19 protein-coding genes are annotated in these 18,686 nt (G+C 64.4%); all 19 read right to left on the reverse strand.

Annotation, left to right across the window (positions count from 1 at the left end; genetic code table 11):
- Positions 1-2: 2 nt before the first annotated feature.
- The 19 genes from metK to ACIP6G_RS05850 all read right to left on the reverse strand — a co-directional run bounded on the left by metK (position 3) and on the right by ACIP6G_RS05850 (position 18,615).
- Positions 3-1,208, reverse strand: coding sequence for a methionine adenosyltransferase (gene metK, locus ACIP6G_RS05760; RefSeq protein WP_105658312.1), 1,206 nt, complete (start codon positions 1,206-1,208; stop codon positions 3-5).
- Between the two features lie 76 nt (positions 1,209-1,284).
- Positions 1,285-2,511: a bifunctional phosphopantothenoylcysteine decarboxylase/phosphopantothenate--cysteine ligase CoaBC gene (coaBC, locus tag ACIP6G_RS05765; RefSeq protein WP_400289101.1), complete on the reverse strand. Its 1,227-nt coding sequence runs from the start codon at positions 2,509-2,511 to the stop codon at positions 1,285-1,287.
- Positions 2,512-2,613: 102 nt separating this feature from the next.
- Entirely contained in the window at positions 2,614-2,874 is a 261-nt protein-coding gene (gene rpoZ, locus ACIP6G_RS05770) for a DNA-directed RNA polymerase subunit omega (protein WP_286134300.1), read from the reverse strand.
- Positions 2,875-2,882: 8 nt separating this feature from the next.
- Complete coding sequence (gmk, locus tag ACIP6G_RS05775; protein WP_105658309.1) at positions 2,883-3,449, reverse strand: guanylate kinase; 567 nt, start codon at positions 3,447-3,449, stop codon at positions 2,883-2,885.
- Between the two features lie 3 nt (positions 3,450-3,452).
- On the reverse strand, positions 3,453-3,788 hold the full coding sequence (gene mihF / locus ACIP6G_RS05780; protein WP_013349055.1) for an integration host factor, actinobacterial type: 336 nt from the start codon (positions 3,786-3,788) through the stop codon (positions 3,453-3,455).
- Positions 3,789-3,935: 147 nt separating this feature from the next.
- Complete coding sequence (gene pyrF / locus ACIP6G_RS05785) at positions 3,936-4,778, reverse strand: orotidine-5'-phosphate decarboxylase (RefSeq protein WP_133833341.1); 843 nt, start codon at positions 4,776-4,778, stop codon at positions 3,936-3,938.
- Positions 4,771-8,049, reverse strand: coding sequence for a carbamoyl-phosphate synthase large subunit (carB, locus tag ACIP6G_RS05790; protein ID WP_105658307.1), 3,279 nt, complete (start codon positions 8,047-8,049; stop codon positions 4,771-4,773). The genes pyrF and carB overlap by 8 nt, the downstream gene beginning before the upstream one ends.
- A complete protein-coding gene (gene carA, locus ACIP6G_RS05795; protein WP_400289104.1) occupies positions 8,049-9,218 on the reverse strand; it encodes a glutamine-hydrolyzing carbamoyl-phosphate synthase small subunit in 1,170 nt (389 codons plus the stop codon). The genes carB and carA overlap by 1 nt, the downstream gene beginning before the upstream one ends.
- Positions 9,219-9,725 carry a hypothetical protein gene (locus tag ACIP6G_RS05800; protein WP_105658305.1) on the reverse strand — a complete coding sequence of 169 codons (507 nt, stop codon included), beginning with the start codon at positions 9,723-9,725 and terminating at the stop codon, positions 9,219-9,221.
- A complete protein-coding gene (locus tag ACIP6G_RS05805; RefSeq protein ID WP_400289106.1) occupies positions 9,718-11,022 on the reverse strand; it encodes a dihydroorotase in 1,305 nt (434 codons plus the stop codon). The genes ACIP6G_RS05800 and ACIP6G_RS05805 overlap by 8 nt, the downstream gene beginning before the upstream one ends.
- Positions 11,023-11,033: 11 nt before the next feature.
- A complete protein-coding gene (locus ACIP6G_RS05810; RefSeq protein WP_105658303.1) occupies positions 11,034-11,996 on the reverse strand; it encodes an aspartate carbamoyltransferase catalytic subunit in 963 nt (320 codons plus the stop codon).
- Positions 11,993-12,562 carry a bifunctional pyr operon transcriptional regulator/uracil phosphoribosyltransferase PyrR gene (gene pyrR, locus ACIP6G_RS05815; RefSeq protein ID WP_105658359.1) on the reverse strand — a complete coding sequence of 190 codons (570 nt, stop codon included), beginning with the start codon at positions 12,560-12,562 and terminating at the stop codon, positions 11,993-11,995. The genes ACIP6G_RS05810 and pyrR overlap by 4 nt, the downstream gene beginning before the upstream one ends.
- Positions 12,563-13,257: 695 nt before the next feature.
- Entirely contained in the window at positions 13,258-13,668 is a 411-nt protein-coding gene (gene nusB, locus ACIP6G_RS05820; protein ID WP_105658302.1) for a transcription antitermination factor NusB, read from the reverse strand.
- On the reverse strand, positions 13,668-14,228 hold the full coding sequence (gene efp / locus ACIP6G_RS05825; RefSeq protein ID WP_013349066.1) for an elongation factor P: 561 nt from the start codon (positions 14,226-14,228) through the stop codon (positions 13,668-13,670). Before efp ends, nusB begins: the two co-directional genes overlap by 1 nt.
- Positions 14,229-14,338: 110 nt before the next feature.
- The gene (locus ACIP6G_RS05830; RefSeq protein WP_105658301.1) at positions 14,339-14,869 is read right to left on the reverse strand and encodes a tol-pal system YbgF family protein; all 531 of its coding nucleotides are present in this window, start codon (positions 14,867-14,869) and stop codon (positions 14,339-14,341) included.
- 4 nt (positions 14,870-14,873) lie between these two features.
- Positions 14,874-15,965: a 3-dehydroquinate synthase gene (aroB, locus tag ACIP6G_RS05835; RefSeq protein WP_105661293.1), complete on the reverse strand. Its 1,092-nt coding sequence runs from the start codon at positions 15,963-15,965 to the stop codon at positions 14,874-14,876.
- Positions 15,966-16,044: 79 nt separating this feature from the next.
- Entirely contained in the window at positions 16,045-16,533 is a 489-nt protein-coding gene (locus tag ACIP6G_RS05840) for a shikimate kinase (protein ID WP_105658299.1), read from the reverse strand.
- Between the two features lie 13 nt (positions 16,534-16,546).
- Positions 16,547-17,746 carry a chorismate synthase gene (aroC, locus tag ACIP6G_RS05845; RefSeq protein ID WP_133833335.1) on the reverse strand — a complete coding sequence of 400 codons (1,200 nt, stop codon included), beginning with the start codon at positions 17,744-17,746 and terminating at the stop codon, positions 16,547-16,549.
- 29 nt (positions 17,747-17,775) lie between these two features.
- Positions 17,776-18,615, reverse strand: a complete 840-nt coding sequence (locus ACIP6G_RS05850; protein WP_400289111.1) for a shikimate dehydrogenase family protein — start codon at positions 18,613-18,615, stop codon at positions 17,776-17,778.
- Positions 18,616-18,686: the final 71 nt, after the last annotated feature.

An 18,686-nucleotide genomic window follows, 5' to 3' on the forward strand; every position in this document is an offset into this window, starting at 1 on the left:
TCCTAGGCGTTGAACCAGCTGCGCAGGGCCTCGACGCGGTCCAGCTTCTCCCAGGTGAAGTCGTTGTCCTCGCGGCCGAAGTGGCCGTGGGCAGCGGTCTTGCGATAGATCGGGCGCTTCAAGTCCAGGTCTTCGATGATGCCCAGCGGGCGCAGGTCGAATACCTCGTTGATGGCCTTGGTGATCTTGGCCGGATCAACGGTTTCGGTGCCGAAGGTCTCCACATACAGGCCCACCGGACGGGCAACGCCGATCGCGTAGGCCACCTGGACCTCGGCACGGCGTGCCAGGCCGGCGGCGACCACGTTCTTGGCCACCCAGCGCATCGCGTAGGCAGCCGAGCGGTCGACCTTCGAAGGGTCCTTGCCCGAGAAGGCGCCTCCGCCGTGGCGGGCGAAGCCGCCGTAGGTGTCCACGATGATCTTGCGGCCGGTCAGCCCGGCATCGCCGACCGGGCCGCCGATGATGAACGGGCCCGATGGGTTCAGGATGATCTTGGTGTTCGAGATGTCCAGGCCCGAACGCTCCAGGATCGGGGTCACAACCTCTTCGTGCAGGTCGGCCTTCAGGGTCGCCAGCTCGTATTCGGCGGCGTGCTGGCTGGAGACGACCACGGTGTCCACAGAGACCGGCTTGTCGCCGTCGTAGCCAATGGTGACCTGGGTCTTGCCATCCGGGCGCAGCAGCGGCATGCGGCCGTTCTTGCGGACCTGGGTCAGGCGCTCGGACAGGCGGTGCGCCAGGAAAATCGGGGTCGGCATCAGCGAGTCGGTCTCATCCGAGGCGTAGCCGAACATCAGGCCCTGGTCGCCGGCACCCTGCATGTCGCGGGGATCCTTGGCCGTGCCTTCGCGCGACTCCAGCGAGTTGAAGACGCCGTCGTGGATCTCCTGGGACTGCTGGCCGATCGACACGGACACGCCGCAGCGCGCACCGTCGAAGCCGTTGGCCGAGGAGTCGTAGCCGATGTCCAGGATGGTCTTGCGGACGATCTCCGGGATCTCCACGTAGCCATTGGTGGTCACCTCGCCGGCAACGTGCACCAGCCCGGTGGTGGTCAGGGTCTCGACGGCGACCTTCGAGTCCGGATCCTGCGCCAGCATGGCGTCGAGGATCGCGTCGGAAATCTGGTCGCAAATCTTGTCCGGGTGGCCCTCGGTCACGGATTCCGAGGTGAAAAGACGAAGTTCAGGGGTTGTTGAAGTCACCGTATAACTCTATCTGGTCTCTGGGACCGGTAAGCAGATCTGGTACGTTTCGTGAACAAGCACCGTATGGCGCCACTCACTTTGTTACAGCTGCATGACTTTTTGTTGCATTCGAAATCTGTTCGATGACCACGCGGGCCACCTCGAGCTTGCTGCCCGAGGCCTGCACCGAGTCGGCGCCATCGGCGAAAAGAACCTGGATGCTATTGGTTTCCTGCCCGAAGGTCAGGGATGCGCCCACCTCGTTGACCACGAGCATTTCGCAGCCCTTGCGGTTCAGCTTGGCCTGGCCGTACTCCAGCACGGTCCCCTGCTCATCGCCGGTCTCGGCGGCAAAACCGACAATGAACGGCGGCAGTTGCGGATTCTGTCCGCGCGCGGCGACCAGCTCGGCGAGGATGTCCGGGTTGCGCACCAGTTCGATGACCGGAGCCGAATGCTCATCGCGCTTCTTGATCTTCGAGTTCTCGATTCTTGCCGGGCGGAAATCGGCGACCGCGGCATTCATGATCAGCACGTCTTGGCCCTCGGCGCAGTCGAAGACCGCCTCGCGCAGCTCCAGTGCGCTGGAGGCGTGCACCAGCCGCACGCCATGCGGCGCGGGCACTTCCAGATGGGTGGCGATCAGCGTGACCTCGGCCCCGGCATCTCTGGCGGCCTGTGCCAGCGCGACACCCTGGCGGCCCGAGGAGCGGTTACCCAGGAAGCGCACCGGGTCCAGCGGTTCACGGGTGCCGCCGGCGGTGATCAGCACCTTGGCTCCGGCCAGCACCGGTTCGGCGAGCAGGTCCTGGATTGCGGCGAAAATTTCATCGGGTTCTGGAAGCCGGCCCGGTCCCGAGTCCTTGCCGGTCAGCCGCCCGGAAGCGGGTTCGATCACCCGCACGCCGCGATCCCGCAGGGTCTGCACATTCGCGGCAGTGGCCGGATGCTGCCACATTTCGGTGTGCATGGCCGGGGCCATCACTACCGGCGCCCGCGTGGCCAGCAGGGTTCCGGTGAGCAGATCGTCAGCCAATCCCACAGCGGCCTTGGCTAAGACGTCCGCGGTGGCCGGCACGACCATCACCAGATCGGCCTGCTGGCCCAGGCGCACGTGATTGACCGAATCCACCGCGTCGAACACGTTCGAGGTGACCGGATTTCCGGACAGGGCCTCCCAGGTGGCGTTGCCCACGAAGTTGGTGACGTTCCGGGTAGGGATCACGTCGACGTGGTGCCCGGCTTCGCGCAGCAAGCGCAGCAGGAGTACGGACTTGTAGGCGGCGATACCAGCGGAAACGCCTAGGACAATTCGCTTCACGAAGTACTTCCTCGAGGATTCGGTGCGGCAATGAGGTGGGTGCGGGAGAAAAAGGAGCTTAACGAAAAAGAAGGCGCCCGCTCAGGGGCGCCGACTTTTCGATTAGTCTTCGATGACCTCGGCTGCGGTTACCTTCAGCAGGTTATCGTCCAGCTCGCGCAAAGCGATGGTCAGCGGCTTCTCGTTCAGCTTGGTTTCCACCAGTGGGCCTACGTACTCGAACAGGCCTTCGTTCAGCTGCGCGTAGTAGGCGTTGATCTGGCGTGCACGCTTGGCCGAGTTCAGCACAATGGCGTACTTCGAGTCGTTGGTCTCAAGCAACGAGTCGATCGATGGGTTAATGATTCCCTCTGGGTTGGACACAGGACTCCCTATTTGTCGTTCTTTAGCCCCATGAGGGCTACAAGCTCTTCGGCGGCACGTGCGACATCGTCGTTGACGATGGTCACGTCGAATTCAGATTCCGCTGCAAGTTCTAGTTTAGCGGTTTCTAGGCGGCGCTGCTGTTCCTCGGCCGTTTCAGTGCCGCGTCCCACAAGGCGGCGCACCAATTCCTCCCATGATGGCGGTGCCAAGAAGACGAATTTTGCCTCGGGCATTGACTCCTTGACCTGGCGCGCACCTTGCAGATCGATTTCCAGCAGAACCTTCTTGCCATCTGCCACTGCATCTTCAACCGTCGATCGAATCGTGCCGTAGCTGTTCTGGCCATGGACAACAGCCCATTCCAGCATCTGGCCTTCCTCGACCAGGGATTGGAAGCGTTCGGGGCCCACGAAGAAGTAGTGGACTCCATCCTGCTCCCCTGGCCGGGCGTTGCGGGTCGTTGCGGACACCGAAAGCCAGACATCTGGATAGTTATCGCGGATGTAGGTAGAGACGGTGCCCTTGCCTACTGCCGTGGGGCCGGCTAGAACAGTTACCGACGCAGCGGTCATTGACTACACTTTCGTTTTTGGCGGGCTTTGCTTGAAGTGCTCGGTGATTGCGGTGCGCTGCTTGCGTCCCAGTCCGCGCAGACGGCGGGAAGGGGAAATGCCAAGTCGCTCCAGCAAATTTGCCGCGCGTACTTCACCTACGCCCGGTACCGATTCCAGAAGGTCCATGACACGCATGCGTCCCACGGCTTCATCTTCGTATACCAAGTCTAGTACCTCGGTGATGGAAATTTTGCCGGCACTGAACTCGGCCTTGATTTCTGCACGACGAGTGCGTGCGGCGAGTGCCTTGGCGCGGGCGCGGATACGATCTTCGTCAGAGAGTTCTCGCAGTACCATCGTTCAGCCATCCTTCAGTTGTAGTGGACTAAGGCTTATGTTGAGAAACATAGCGAGCTAACGCTGCTTTTGCAAGACTAAACGCGTTGTGGCTACTAGAAACTCTAATAGCCACAACGCGCCTATGTCACTTATTCGAATTTTTTGCTAGCGAGCTGCCAGCAATTCGTCCCTAACCCGCAGGGCTTTTTCCCTGAGAGCGGCCTTACTCGGCCCCTCTTTGAGGATGTCCCTGCTGCTCGTGCCCAGTACCTGGCCGTAGCTTGAGGCGAATGACTTGGCAATATCCGCGGCCGTGGCACCCTGGGCGCCGAGCCCTGGTGTGAGCAGCGGAGCCTTGGAAGCTGCCAGATCGATTCCGAGCTTGGACGGTGCATCCCCGATGGTCGCACCAACAACCAGCCCGACATGTCCTAAATCTCCTGCGTATGCATTATCCGCAGTGACTTGGTCAATAATTGATTTAGCAACCGAGTTTTCCCCGCCTACGTGCTGTACCGATGGCCCCTCGGGGTTGGAAGTCAGTCCGAGAACGAACACTCCCCTGCCGGTTCCAGCAGCCAAATCCAATGCCGGACGCAGCGATTCATAACCCAGGTACGGGCTCAGAGTCACGGCATCAGCGGCCAGCGGAGAAGCATCATCGAGCCATGCGCTCGCGTACGCTGCCATGGTCGAACCGATATCCCCGCGCTTGGCGTCGGCCAGCGTGAGCAGTCCAGCGGACTTCGCAGCACTCAAGGTTTCTTCCAATGCGGCAAATCCCTTGGACCCGAAACGCTCGTACAGAGCCACCTGGGGCTTGAGGATTGCCGCCGCACCGGCCATCGCTTCCACGACGGTCAGTGAGAAAGATCGCACGCCCTCGGCCGTATTTTCCAGCCCCCAGGCTTCCAGCAGCGCCGGGTGGGGATCAATCCCCACGCACAGCGGGCCGGAAGCCTGCATGGCTGAACGAAGCCGCTGACCGAATGGGGTCGGCTCAGGCATTGCGCGCTGCGTTCAGGTTGGCGTCGTGCACCTGCAAGCTGGTGACATCCCACTCGTACTCGCGCAGGGCATCGATCGCCTGGACCGAAGCGTTGAACTCCGCCACGGTGGTGATGACCGGGGTGCCGACAGACGTCGCGGCGGCGCGGATTTCGTAGCCATCGCCACGTGCATCCGAGCCCGACGGGGTGTTCAGGATCAGGCCGATCTGGCCGGCTACGATCAAATCGACAATGGACTCCCCGCCTTCGTGCAGCTTGCCGACCACCTGGGTCGGGATGCCGTTGCGGCGCAGCACTTCTGCGGTGCCGCCGGTGGAGATGATCTCGAAGCCCTGGTCAGCAAGGTGCTTGACCGGCAGGACGATCGAGCGCTTGTCGCGGTTGGTGACCGAGACGAAGACCTTGCCGCCGGTTGGCAGCGGGTTGTTCGCTGCGGCCTGCGACTTGGCGAAAGCGGTGTCGAAGTACTTGTCGATGCCCATGACTTCGCCGGTGGAACGCATTTCTGGGCCGAGCAGCGAGTCGACGACCTTGCCCTCCGGGGTGCGGAAGCGGGCGAACGGCATGACTGCTTCCTTGACGGCGATCGCCGCCGATTCCGGCAGGTGCGCGCCATCGCCGGATGCTGGCAGGTAGCTGCCGCGCATTTCGGCCAGGGTACGGCCCACGCCGATCAGCGCGGCGACCTTGGACAGCTGCACGCCGGTAGCCTTCGAGGTGAATGGCACAGTGCGCGATGCACGCGGATTCGCTTCGATCACGTACAGGATGTCGCTGGCGAGGGCGAACTGGATGTTGATCAGGCCACGCACGCCCACGCCTTCGGCGATCGCACGGGTTGCCGCGGCAACGCGGTCGCGCACGTCGGCGCCCAGGGTGATCGGAGGCAGGGTGCAGGCCGAGTCCCCGGAGTGGATGCCGGCTTCCTCGATGTGCTCCATGATGCCGCCGACGTACAGGTCGGTGCCGTCGAACAGGGCGTCGACATCGATCTCGATGGCGTCTTCCAGGAAGCGGTCCACCAGTACCGGGTGGTCCACGGTGATTTCGGTCGCGTTGGTGATGTAGCGCTCGAGGTTGGCCTCGTCGTACACGATCTCCATGCCGCGTCCGCCCAGCACGTAGGAAGGGCGAACCAGTACCGGGTAGCCGATGGAGTCGGCGATGGTCTTGGCATCGGCGAAGGACACCGCGGTGCCGTTCTTCGGCGCTACCAGCCCGGCGTTATCCAGTACCTGCTGGAAGGCGCCGCGGTGCTCGGCCAGATCGATGGCCTCGGGCGAGGTGCCCAGGATCGGCACGCCGGCAGCCTTCAGCTCGGCGGCGAGCTTCAGCGGAGTCTGGCCGCCAAGCTGGACGAACACGCCCAGCACGCCGCCGGTTTCCTCTTCAGCGTGGATGACCTCCAGGACATCTTCCAAGGTCAGCGGCTCGAAGTAGAGGCGGTCGGAGATGTCGTAATCGGTGGAGACGGTCTCGGGGTTGCAGTTGACCATGACGGTCTCGTAGCCCTCGGCGCGCAGCGCCATCACCGCGTGGACGCAGGAGTAGTCGAACTCGATGCCCTGGCCGATGCGGTTCGGGCCCGAGCCCAGGATGATGACCGACTTCTTCTCGTGGCGCTCCAGCTCGGTCTCTTCGTCGTACGAGGAGTACATGTACGGGGTGAAGGCCTCGAATTCGGCGGCGCAGGTGTCCACGGTCTTGTAGACCGGGCGCACGCCCAGGGCATGGCGGATGCCGCGGATGACCGATTCGGCCTTGCCGGTGAGCTGGGCGAGCTGGACATCGGAGAAGCCGTGGCGCTTGGCTTCGCGCAGCACGTGTTCCGGCAGGTGCTTGTTCGCGGCCACCAGCTGCGCGACCTCGTTGATCAGCTGCAGCTGGTCCAGGTACCACGGGTCGATCGCAGTGGTCTCGAACAGCTTCTCGAGGGACACGCCGGAGAACAGCAGGCGCTGGACCAGCGACAGGCGCTCGGTCGAACCCTTGACGATCGAGGCCAGCACGGCCTCGTGCTCGGATTCCGGGATCGGCTCGAAGGACAGCTCGGAGCCCTTCTGCTCCAGGGAGCGCAGCGCCTTTTGCAGCGCTTCGGTGAAGTTGCGGCCCAGGGCCATCGCTTCGCCGACCGACTTCATGGTGGTGGTCAGGGTCTTGTCCGCTGCCGGGAACTTCTCGAAGGCGAAGCGCGGAACCTTCACTACCACGTAGTCCAGGGCCGGTTCGAAGGAAGCCGGGGTCTTCTGGGTGATGTCGTTCGGGATCTCATCCAGGGTGTAGCCCACGGCCAGCTTGGTGGCGATCTTCGCGATCGCGAAGCCGGTGGCCTTGGAGGCCAGTGCCGAGGAGCGCGAGACGCGCGGGTTCATCTCGATGACCACGACGCGGCCGGTGTCAGGCTCGATGGCGAACTGGATGTTGCAGCCGCCGGTGTCCACGCCGACTTCGCGGATGACCGCGATCGAGATGTCGCGCAGCTTCTGGTATTCGCGGTCGGTCAGGGTCATGGCCGGGGCCACGGTGATCGAGTCGCCGGTGTGCACGCCGACCGGATCGAAGTTCTCGATGGAGCAGACGACCACGACGTTGTCGTTCTTGTCGCGCATCATCTCCAGCTCGTATTCCTTCCAGCCCAGGATGGACTCCTCCAGGAGCACCTCGGTGGTTGGCGAGTACTGCAGGCCGGCGCCCGCGATGCGGCGCAGGTCCTCCGGGTTGTAGGCCATGCCCGAGCCCAGGCCGCCCATGGTGAACGACGGGCGCACGACTACCGGGTAGTTCAGCTCCTCGACGGCGGCGAAGGCCTCGTCCAGGGTGTGCACGATGACCGAGCGGGCCGATTCGGCGCCGCAGCGCTCCACGACGCCCTTGAACTTCTCGCGGTCCTCGCCCAGCTCGATGGCTTCGATGTTCGCGCCGATCAGCTCGACGTCGTACTTCTCCAAGGCACCGGACTTGTCCAGGGCGATGGCGGTGTTCAGCGCGGTCTGCCCGCCCAGGGTCGGCAGGATCGCATCAGGGCGTTCCTTGGCGATGATCTTCTCGACGACCTCGGGGGTGATCGGCTCCACGTAGGTGGCGTCGGCGAATTCCGGGTCGGTCATGATGGTGGCCGGGTTGGAGTTGACCAGGATGACCCGCAGGCCTTCCTCCTTGAGCACACGCAGTGCCTGGGTGCCGGAGTAGTCGAATTCAGCGGCCTGGCCGATGACGATCGGACCCGAACCGATGACGAGAACTGATTTCAGATCGGTGCGCTTAGGCATTACTTGCTGTCCTTTTCTGCGGCGGAATCCAACGCGGTCATGAAGCGGTCAAAGAGGTAGGCGGCATCGTGGGGGCCGGATGCTGCCTCTGGGTGGTACTGCACGGAGAAGGCCGGGATGTCCAGGCAGCTCAGGCCTTCGACCACGTGGTCGTTCAGCGAATAGTGCGAGACTTCGACCTTGCCGAAGCGTTCGACCGGAGCGGTGACGGCGCCCTCGATGGGCGCGTCGACGGCGAAGCCGTGGTTCTGGCTGGTGATTTCCACGCGGCCGGTGGCCTTGTCCATCACCGGCTGGTTGATTCCGCGGTGGCCGAAGCGCAGCTTGTAGGTGTCGAAGCCCAGCGCGCGGCCCAGGATCTGGTTGCCGAAGCAGATGCCGAAGTACGGGATGCCGGCGTCGAGCACCGAACGGACCAGTTCCACCTGGGCGGTGGCGGTGGCAGGGTCGCCGGGGCCGTTGGAGAAGAACACGCCGTTAGCGCCGGTGGCCTTGATATCTTCCAGGGTGGCGTTGTACGGCAGCACGTGCACGCGCAGGCCGCGCTCGGCCAAGCGGTGCGGGGTCATCGACTTCATGCCCAGGTCGATCGCGGCCACGGTGTGCTTGGCCTCGCCATCGTAGCCGTGGTCCGTTGGCTCGACGATGTAGGCGGCGTCCACCGAAACCTCGGCGGAGATGTTGCGGCCGGCCATCGACGGCTGCGCCTTGACCAGGGCCACCAGCTCGGCGTCGGTCTTCGCGGCGTCATCGCCGGAGAAGATGCCGGACTTCATCGCGCCGGCGTCGCGCAGGTGGCGGGTCAGCGCGCGGGTGTCCACGCCCTGGATGCCCACGATGCCGTACTCGACCAGATCAGCATCAAGGGTGCGCTCGCTGCGCCAGTTGCTTGGCCGGCGGGCGGCGTCGCGTACCACGTAGCCGGCAGCCCACATGCGGGTGGATTCCGGATCTTGCGAGTTCACGCCGGTGTTGCCGATGTGCGGGAAGGTCTGCACGATGATCTGGTGCGCGTAGGACGGGTCAGTCAGGGTTTCCTGGTAGCCGGTCATGCCGGTGGTGAACACTGCTTCTCCCAGGGTGGTGCCCACGGCGCCATAGCTGCGCCCGCGGAAGATGCGGCCATCTTCAAGTACCAACACGGCTGGTAGGTTGCTCAGGGAATTCACTTATTTGTCTCCTGCTCGGCTTACGTCGTTGTGCGACGCCAGCAACTGATAGATCTTTGGGGTGTCCTCGTGGTAGCGGGGACGGAATCCGGTGTCGAAGGTGAAGCCGTCCTTGTTCCAGGTGATGACGATCAGGCCGTTCTTCTCCACGACCTTGCCGATCATCCCGTTGCTGCGCTTCACGTCCTCGTAGTGCTCCCACGGGATGTGCACGTCGCGCGCTCCGGAACGGATCAGGTGCAGCCCTTCGCGTCCCAGTTCCAAGGTGGCGTTGGTGCGCACCCCGAGCTCATGGACCGCGATGCGCGCCAGCCAGTCGTCGAACCGGGTGGTGACCACGTACATGCCTGCGAAATGGTGCTCCACCTCATCGGCGAAGTCCTCGAAGGGCTCGGGAATCGCTGACTGCCTGGCCTTGAGGTTCCGCCAGCCGAAAAGGATCAGGCCCACGCCTGCGACGATCGCGACAATCGTCCAGATCAACGGGGTCAGGGCTCCCTCAGGCATTGGCCGTCCTCGGGGTAGCCAGCTGGCCATCGAGCACGGTGGCATGGCCGTGGAAGAAGGTGGCGCGCACCGATCCTGGCAGCTCCATGCCGGCGAACGGCGAGTTGCGCCCCTTAGTGGCCATGGCGGCCGGGTCGACGATCCAGCGGGCTGCCGGATCGACCAGCACCAGGTTGGCAGGTTCGCCGATGGCGATCGGTCGGCCCTGGTCGGCAACGCGGCCGATCTGCGCGGGCACCTGCGAGGTAATGCGGGCCACGCCCTCCCAGCCCATCAGCCCGGTGTCCACCAGCGTGTGCTGCACGATGGACAGCGCGGTCTCCAGGCCGGTCATGCCCATGGCGGCCGCGCCCCACTCGCAGTCCTTGGCCTCGGAGGGGTGCGGGGCGTGGTCGGTGCCGATCACGTCGATGGTGCCGTCGGCAACGCCCGCGCGCAGCGCCATCACGTCTTCTTCGCGGCGCAGCGGCGGGTTGACCTTGAAGACCGGGTCGTAGGTGCGCACCTTCTCATCGGTGAGCAGCAGGTGGTGCGGGGTGACCTCCGCGGTGACCTGGATGCCGCGGGCCTTGGCCCAGCGGATGATCTCCACCGAGCCGGCCGTGGACACATGGCACACGTGCAGGCGGGCGCCGACGTGCTCGGCCAAGAGCACATCGCGGGCGATGATCGATTCCTCGGCGACCGCTGGCCAGCCGGGCATGCCCAGGATGGCGGAGACTTCGCCCTCGTTCATCTGGGCGCCTTCGGTCAGGCGCGGTTCCTGGGCGTGCTGGGCGATGACCCCGTCGAAGGCCTTCACGTATTCCAGGGCGCGGCGCATCAGCAGCGGATCCCAGACGCAGATGCCGTCATCGGAGAACATCTTCACCTTGGCACGGGAATCGGCCATTGCGCCGATTTCGCTCAGCTGCTTGCCGGCCAACCCGACGGTCACCGCGCCGACCGGGCGGACATCCACCCAGCCTGCCTTGCGGCCCAATTCGTAGACCTGCTCGACGACGCCGGCGGTATCGGCTACCGGGGTGGAGTTGGCCATGGCGTGCACGGCGGTGTAGCCGCCGCGGGCCGCTGCCTGCGAACCGGTTTCCACGGTTTCGGCGTCTTCGCGGCCTGGTTCGCGCAGGTGAGTGTGGGTGTCGACGAGCCCGGGCAGGAGCACGAGATTCCGCGCGTCGATGACCTGGGCATCGCCGGCGGCAGCAATGCTGCCCAGCTGGGCGATCTTGCCGTCGGCGATCAGCACGTCGACCGGTTCGCCGCCGAGGATGGAGGCCTGCTGGATCAAGTAGTTCATGGTTTCTTCCTTCAGATCAGGTCGCCGGAGAGGAGCATGTAGAGGCTGGCCATGCGCACGGCCACGCCATTGGTGACCTGGTCGAGCACGGTGGAGCGCGGCGAATCCGCGGCAGCCGAGGAGATTTCCAGGCCGCGGTTCATCGGGCCCGGGTGCATGATCAGGGTTTCGGCGCCCGAGGCGTCCAATTGCGCCAGGCGCGCATCGTCCAGTCCCCAGTAGCGCGAGTATTCGCGGGGGTTCGGGAAGTAGGCGGCGTTCATCCGCTCGCCCTGCACGCGCAGCATCATCAGCGCGTCAACGCCCGAGGCGATCACTGCGTCCAGGTCGTAGCTGATGGCGCAGGGCCAGGAGCCGGCGCCGAAAGGCAGCAGGGTCGGAGGGGCCACCATCGTCACTTCGGCACCGAGGGTGTTCAGCAGCCACAGGTTGGAGCGGGCCACGCGCGAATGCAGGATATCCCCGACGATCGCGACCTTCAGTCCGTCCAGGCCGCGGCCTGCCGGGCTGGTGCCATCGCGCAATGCCACCTGGCGGCGCAGGGTGAATGCGTCCAGCAGCGCCTGGGTGGGATGCTCGTGCGTGCCGTCGCCTGCATTGACGATGGGCAGGCCAATCCAGTCCGTGGCCGCTAGCCGGGCCGGGGCGCCGGAATCCGGGTGGCGGATGACCACTGCGTCGGCACCAATGGCCAACAGGGTCTGGGCGGTATCCTTCAGGGACTCGCCCTTGGAAACGCTCGAGCCCTTGGCCGAGAAATTGATGACGTCCGCGCTCAATCGCTTGGCGGCGGCCTCGAAGGAAATCCGGGTGCGGGTGGAGTCCTCGAAGAAGAGGTTCACCACGGTGCGACCGCGCAGGGCCGGAAGCTTCTTGATGGCACGGGTCGAGGACTCGCGCATCTCTTCGGCAATATCAAGGATGGCGATGGCTTCTTCGCGGGTCAGGTCCGCGGTGGATAGCAGGTGTTTCACGCGGCGCCCTCGATCACGACTTCGTTTTTCCCATCGATTTCCGCCAAGTGCACGCGCACCTTTTCGCTCTTGGCTGTCGGCAGGTTCTTGCCCACATGATCGGCGCGGATCGGCAGTTCCCGATGCCCGCGGTCAACCAGAACGGCCAGCCGCACGATGCGGGGGCGGCCCCAGTCTGCCAGGGCATCCAGGGCGGCGCGGATGGTGCGTCCGGAGTACAGGACGTCGTCAACCAGGACCACGACCTTGCCTTCGATGCCGCCTGCTGGCAGGCGCGTCGGCGACGGGGTGCGGGTAGTGGAGTGGCGCAGATCATCACGGTACATGGTGATATCGAGCTGGCCTACCAGGGATGCCGGGTCCAGGTTGCCCGGGGCGGTAGCCGCGATTCGCGCTGCCAGCCGCTGTGCCAGCGGGAAACCGCGGCTGGGAATGCCTAGGAGCACCAGGTCGTCGGTGCCCTTATTGGCCTCGATGATCTCGAAGGCTACGCGAGTGAGTACACGTTCGATGTCGTCGCCGGTTAATACCGTGCGGGCAGCATCTGGCACTGAATTTTCATTCATGCTGTGCACCTCTCCCTTCTCCGCCTCACGGGACGGGATTTAAAGGAATATTGCTAACTCAAATTATCACGAGCGGGAGCTGATTCCCTAGCGGAAACCTATGCATGACACTGAATAGGGCATGGAATCGGTCACAGCGATCGGCCGGCGGCTTCGTGCGACCGGCAGAACCACGCAGATCCCTGCGCTTGGCCTTGGCCCCGCGCGCAGATGTGTTGCGATCGACACACCCGCGAAGTGGCGTGGGCCCGGGATTCCTCGTGCATGATCGGCCCGCACGCCCGGGCAAGGCATTCGCGCAGCAGATCCGCAGGCCCGCTATGCCGCGCGTACTGCTCATCCAGGATTTGCGCCGCTCCGTCGAACTCGGATCCCGGCGGACCCGAGTTCCTGCCCGCCGGATCAGCCCGGGAGATCCAGGTACGCCAGACCCGCTCCCTTCACCCGGATGGTGCGGCAGGACAAGCAGTCCGAGCGTGGATGGCAGGACCGAGCGCCTAGCCAGCAGCAAAACATCCAGCCCCCGGCATTCGAGCCCGTGGCCAGCAGGTCGCCGTGCAGGTAGCCCGCTCCGCCTGCTTCGCCGTGATCCTGCGCGGGCCGAGCCGCAACGGGCAACGGCTGAACGCAAAAAAGCCCGGGCCGGAACCCCATGAAAGGGGTTCCGGCCCGGGCTCGGAATGATGAGGATCGAATTAGTCGACCAGGGTGTCCTTGACGCTCTGGATGCGACCCAAAACGCCATTGACGAACTCCGGCGATTCATCGGTGGACAATTCCCGGACGTTCACCACGGCTTCAGCCACGGCTACTGCATCGGGAACGTCGTCGTTGTAAAGCAGCTCCCACACGCCGATGCGCAGTGCGCTGCGGTCAACCGCTGGCATGCGCTCGATGGTCCAGTCCTTGACGTAGCTCTCGAGAACTTCGTCAATGCGGTCCAGGTGTGCGGTAACGCCTTCGATGATCGTCAGCGAGTACTCGTTGAGTACGATATCCGAGTTTTCCCGTCGTGCGATGGCTACGGCCAGCGGATTGACATCGCGGGCTTCGGCTTCGAACAGGAACTCAAGGGCTCGGCGACGGGCTTTGGCGCGGGCTCTCACTAGTTGACACGACCCAGGTAGTCGCCGGTGCGGGTGTCGACCTTGACCTTGGTGTTCTGCTCAACGAACAGCGGAACCTGGATTTCCTTGCCGGTTTCCAGGGTTGCCGGCTTGGTGCCAGCCGACGAGCGGTCGCCCTGCAGGCCTGGCTCGGTGTAGGTGATTTCCAGGATGACCGAAGCTGGCAGTTCCAGGTACAGCGGGCTGCCATCGTACATGGCGATGGTCAGTTCCTGGTTCTCCAGCAGGAAGCCTGCTGCATCGCCAACGGTGGTGCCGGACACGGTGATCTGGTCGTAATCTTCCAGGTTCATGAAGACGTAGTCTTCGCCATCCTGGTAGAGGTACTGGTAGTCGCGGCGGTCAACGGTGGCCAGCTCGATCTTGGTGCCAGCGTTGTAGGTCTTGTCCAAGACCTTGCCGGACATGACGTTGCGCATCTTGGTGCGAACGAATGCGCCGCCCTTGCCTGGCTTGACGTGCTGGAAGTCAATGATGGTCCAAAGCTGGCCATCGATCTTGATGACCTGTCCATTCTTGATGTCAGTTGTATCCGCCACGGTTCCTCAATCCTCTATTTTCGCCAGCTAGCGCCGGCATTATCAAAAATCCATCTCCAAGTTTACCCTACGCACCATGCGGTACAAAGGGTTTCACACGGTGGCGCGCATTACTGCGCGGCGCGCTCCTCGGCAATTTGCATGCAGGTGCTTGCGGCGTTGACCAGGTACGCGTCGTCGTCCAGCGCGATGCGCAGATCCAGTGCCTTGCGGAAACGGGTTGCCGCCGCCTTGAAATCGCCCTTCGCGAAGAAGGACAGGCCAGCGTGGTGGTGGATCAGCGGCTCGTATGCCGTGCCGGCGAATTCCTCGGCCAGCTTGCGCAGGCGGTTGATCGCGCGATCGAAGTCGCCCTGCATGCGGGTCAGCTCGGTGTCCAGCACGCGCAGGTGGGCGTTGGTTGGATCCACGAAACGCGATTCCGCGATCAGCTCGCCGGCTTTCACCAGCTCCCCACGCGCCAGCAGCACCATGACCTGGTCGGTAGGGGAACCGACCAGCAGCTGCTGCTCGGCCGCGGCCTCGTCGGCGATGTAGGGCTTCAGCGTTTGGGGGTCGATCAGCACGCCCTCTACGGCGGTGCCGACACCTTCGCGGTTTACCGATGCGACGTCAATGGCGTATGCGGTGTAGTCGACCATGTAGTTACTCTCCGATTTCCTGGTAGGCGGCGAAGAGCAGCGAGTTATCGGGGACTTCGTAGATGCGCGGCTTGCCGATTTCTTCCAGCACGACGAAGCGCAGCTGGCTGCCGCGGGCCTTCTTGTCACGCTTCATGCCATCGAGCAGTGCAGCCCAGCGGTCATTGCGGTAGGTGGTCGGCAGGCCAAGGGACTTGAGGATCGCGACGTGGCGATCGGCCACCGCGTCGGAGGTGTAGCCAACCGAGCGGCCCAATTCGGCGGCGAAGGCCAGCCCGATGGACACGGCGGCACCATGGCGCATCTGGTAGCGTTCGGACAGCTCGATGGCGTGGGCCAGGGTGTGGCCGTAGTTCAGGAATTCGCGGTCGCCGGCTTCCTTCAGGTCGCGGGAAACCACGTCGACCTTCACCGCGATGGTGCGCTCGACCAGTTCGCGCAAGCGGTCGCTGGCCGGGTCGATGGCATCGGCTGGATCTTCTTCGATCAGTTCCAGGATGCGCTCGTCGGCGATGAATCCGCACTTGACGATCTCGGCCATGCCGGTCACCAGCTCGTTCTTCGGCAAGGTGGCCAGCGCGTCCAGATCGGCGAGCACGCCTGCTGGCGGGTGGAAGGCGCCAACCAGGTTCTTGCCTTCGGCGGTGTTGATCCCGGTCTTGCCGCCTACGGCAGCGTCGACCATGGCCAGCAGCGAGGTAGGGATATGGATGACCTTCACGCCGCGCAGCCAGGTGGCTGCGACAAAACCTGCGACGTCGGTGACGGCGCCGCCGCCCACGGAGATCACGGCATCGGAACGGGTGAAATCGTTCTTGCCCAGCACTTCCCAGCAGAAGGAGGCGACTTGGATGTGCTTGCCCTCTTCGGCGTCCGGAATCTCTGCGGTCAATGCTTCCAGGCCGGACTTCGCCAGTTCGTCGCGCACGACGTCGCCGGTGGCGCGCAGGGCCCGCGGGTGGATGACCAGGACCTTCTTGACCGCGGGGCCAAGCAGTTCGGGCAAGTGGCCCAGCAGGCCGTTGCCGACCATGACAGGGTATGACTCCCCTGGGGTGCTTCCGGTGACCTTCAGAGTGGTCGGTGCGATAGGCATCAGTCTAGTTCCTCCTGATGGTGGTGATTTTTCTAGCGTACGCGTGCGTTCGGCCAGAAGTTGCATCTCGTGAGGCTAATCACAGGGCGTCCAGCTGCGGCAAAAGCTCGTCGATAATTTGCGGAACGGACTTTCCATCCACCAGAACGTGCACGTCAGCGAGCATTTCGTAGATGGGGCGGCGTTTTTCGTAAACGGAGATCCAGCTGTTGAGGGCTTGGTCACCAGCCAGCAGCGGGCGGTGCCCGTCGCCCTTGATGCGCTCGGCTGCGGCCTGTTCACCCAGCTCCAGGTAGATCACCGTCCCGCGCGAAAGCAGCTGCTGGTTCTCTTCGCGCAGCACTGCGCCTCCCCCGGTGGCGACCACGCCGGTGCGCAGCCGGCACAGCGCCTGGACTTCCAGGTCGCGGAAATGCGCTTCGCCGTGCTCGGCGAAGATCTGCGCGATGGTTCCGTGGTGGGCGACGATGGCCGCGTCCGAATCCGCAAAGCTCGTAGAAAGGGCCGTGGCCAGTGACTTGCCCACGGTGGACTTGCCACTGGCCATCGGACCAATGAGGTAGATCATTGAAGCGCGCTTCCTAGACGCCGGTCGAACCCAGGTTGCCCGGGATGTTCGCCAGGTAGGACTCGATATTGCGCTTGGTTTCGGCCACCGAGTCGCCGCCGAACTTCTCCAGCAGGGACTGGGCGAGCACCAGGGCGACCATTGCTTCTGCCACGACGCCGGCTGCCGGCACCGCACAGACATCCGAACGCTGGTGGTGCGCGGTGGTGTCCTCGCCGGTGGCGGTGTCCACGGTGCGCAGGGCGCGGGGCACGGTGGCGATCGGCTTCATGCCGGCGCGCACGCGCAGCACCTCGCCGATGCTCATGCCGCCCTCGATGCCGCCGGCGCGGTTCGAGTTGCGCTTGATGCTGCCGTCTTCGGCGTGCACGATCTCGTCGTGGGCGGCCGAGCCGCGGCGGGCGGCCGTGGCGAAGCCGTCGCCGACCTCCACTCCCTTGATTGCCTGGATGCCCATCAGGGCCGCGGCCAGGCGTGCGTCCAGGCGGCGGTCCCAGTGCACGTAGGAGCCGATGCCCGGAGGCAGGTTGTAGGCCAGGACCTCGACAACGCCGCCCAGGGTCTCCCCTGCCTTGTGCGCGTCATCGACTTCGGCGACCATCGCCTCGCTGGTTTCCTGGTGGAAGCAGCGCAGCGGGTCGTTATCCAGCGCCGCAACGTCGGCGGCCGTGGGAAGCGGCGCATCGGCTGGTGCAGCCACGGAGCCGACGGCGGTGGTGTGCGAAACGAGCTGGATGCCCAAGTCGTTCAGGAAACGGGAAGCCACGGTGCCCAAGGCGACACGGGCCGCGGTTTCGCGGGCGCTGGCGCGCTCCAGGATCGGGCGGGCGTCCTCGAAGCCGTACTTCTGCATGCCGGTGAAATCGGCGTGCCCCGGACGCGGCCGGGTCAGTGGCGCATTGCGCGCCATCGAGGCCAGTTCATCCAGGTCCACCGGATCAGCGTTCATCACGCGTTCCCACTTGGGCCATTCGGTGTTGCCGATTTCAATGGCTACCGGGCCGCCCTGGGTCTTGCCATGGCGGACACCGCCAAGGAAGGTGACCTGGTCCTTTTCAAACTTCATGCGCGCGCCGCGGCCATAGCCGAGGCGTCGGCGCGCCAGTGCCTCTCGCACTGCTTCGCTATCCACCGATACTCCGGCGGGTAGTCCTTCGAGAATTCCAACAAGTGCCGGGCCATGCGATTCGCCCGCGGTCAACCAACGCAACATGTCATCTATTTTGCCATGGCACGAACTGATTACTGGTGTCGGGCCAGACCCAAAGAGTCATACATCGCATTTGTGACGTCCATGCGACGCGATTCCTCCCATGCACCGGCGCTGAAGAGCCGCACTTGTTCCACCGCCTGGTGCACCAGCATGTGCAGCCCGCTAATCACGGTTCCCTGCCAAGACCGGGCCAAGGCCGAAGGCCACGGATCGTAGGCGACATCCAGCAGGATTCCGGTGCCTGCGCCGATCGCCGGCACCCAGTCATCGGCCGCGTGCGGCGGCAGGGTGGAGAAGACCAGCGGAATCTCGTTGAGCGTGGCGGCCAGCTCCTGGCCGATCTCCGAAATCTCGTGGACGAACGTTTCCATCCCGAGCTCCCGGGCCAATTCGACAGCGCGGGCGGCACGGGGGGCTGCGCGCACGACCAGCGTCAGCTGCCGGGCGCCGACTTCTGCGGCGGCCTCGATGGCGGCCAGCGCGGTGTTGCCCGAACCCAGGACCATCGCTTGCGCGCTGCGGGCGAGCCCGAAATCCGCCAGGGCCTGGACCAGGCCGTCGATGTCGGTGTTTTCCCCGTAGAGGGTGCCGTCTTCGCGGACCACCACGGTGTTCAGCGCACCAAGGCGTTGCACGCGGGCGGATAGCTCGTCCATCTGCGGCACGAACGCATCCTTCAGCGGCATGGTGACCGAGCAGCCCGCCCAGTTTCCTGCGCGCAGCGCGGCCGCGTGCCCGGCAGCATCCCCCGGTTCCAGATCGATCGCGCTGTAGCTGATCGGCACGCCGAGCAGCTGGTAGGCGGCGCGGTGCAGCACCGGCGACTTGGAGTGGCTGATGGGGTGGCCGAGAACGGCTGCCTGCTTCATGGCTTCATGGACTTTCTGCTTGTGGCTGCCCGCACAGCGGCAGCAGCGCGACTGGCAAGCACGGGAATCCG

The sequence above is a fragment of the Glutamicibacter sp. NPDC088483 genome (assembly GCF_044753145.1).
Lineage (GTDB): Bacteria > Actinomycetota > Actinomycetes > Actinomycetales > Micrococcaceae > Glutamicibacter.

Bases quoted from the DNA above. Each gene is read 5' to 3' on its own strand.
- gmk (WP_105658309.1), bottom strand. From the start codon at position 3,449: ATGACCGCTGCGTCGGTAACTGTTCTAGCCGGCCCCACGGCAGTAGGC.
- mihF (WP_013349055.1), bottom strand. From the start codon at position 3,788: ATGGTACTGCGAGAACTCTCTGACGAAGATCGTATCCGCGCCCGCGCC.
- pyrF (WP_133833341.1), bottom strand. From the start codon at position 4,778: ATGCCTGAGCCGACCCCATTCGGTCAGCGGCTTCGTTCAGCCATGCAG.
- carB (WP_105658307.1), bottom strand. From the start codon at position 8,049: ATGCCTAAGCGCACCGATCTGAAATCAGTTCTCGTCATCGGTTCGGGT.
- ACIP6G_RS05800 (WP_105658305.1), bottom strand. From the start codon at position 9,725: ATGCCTGAGGGAGCCCTGACCCCGTTGATCTGGACGATTGTCGCGATC.
- ACIP6G_RS05805 (WP_400289106.1), bottom strand. From the start codon at position 11,022: ATGAACTACTTGATCCAGCAGGCCTCCATCCTCGGCGGCGAACCGGTC.
- pyrR (WP_105658359.1), bottom strand. From the start codon at position 12,562: ATGAATGAAAATTCAGTGCCAGATGCTGCCCGCACGGTATTAACCGGC.
- ACIP6G_RS05830 (WP_105658301.1), bottom strand. From the start codon at position 14,869: ATGGTCGACTACACCGCATACGCCATTGACGTCGCATCGGTAAACCGC.
- aroB (WP_105661293.1), bottom strand. From the start codon at position 15,965: ATGCCTATCGCACCGACCACTCTGAAGGTCACCGGAAGCACCCCAGGG.
- ACIP6G_RS05840 (WP_105658299.1), bottom strand. From the start codon at position 16,533: ATGATCTACCTCATTGGTCCGATGGCCAGTGGCAAGTCCACCGTGGGC.
- aroC (WP_133833335.1), bottom strand. From the start codon at position 17,746: ATGTTGCGTTGGTTGACCGCGGGCGAATCGCATGGCCCGGCACTTGTT.
- ACIP6G_RS05850 (WP_400289111.1), bottom strand. From the start codon at position 18,615: ATGAAGCAGGCAGCCGTTCTCGGCCACCCCATCAGCCACTCCAAGTCG.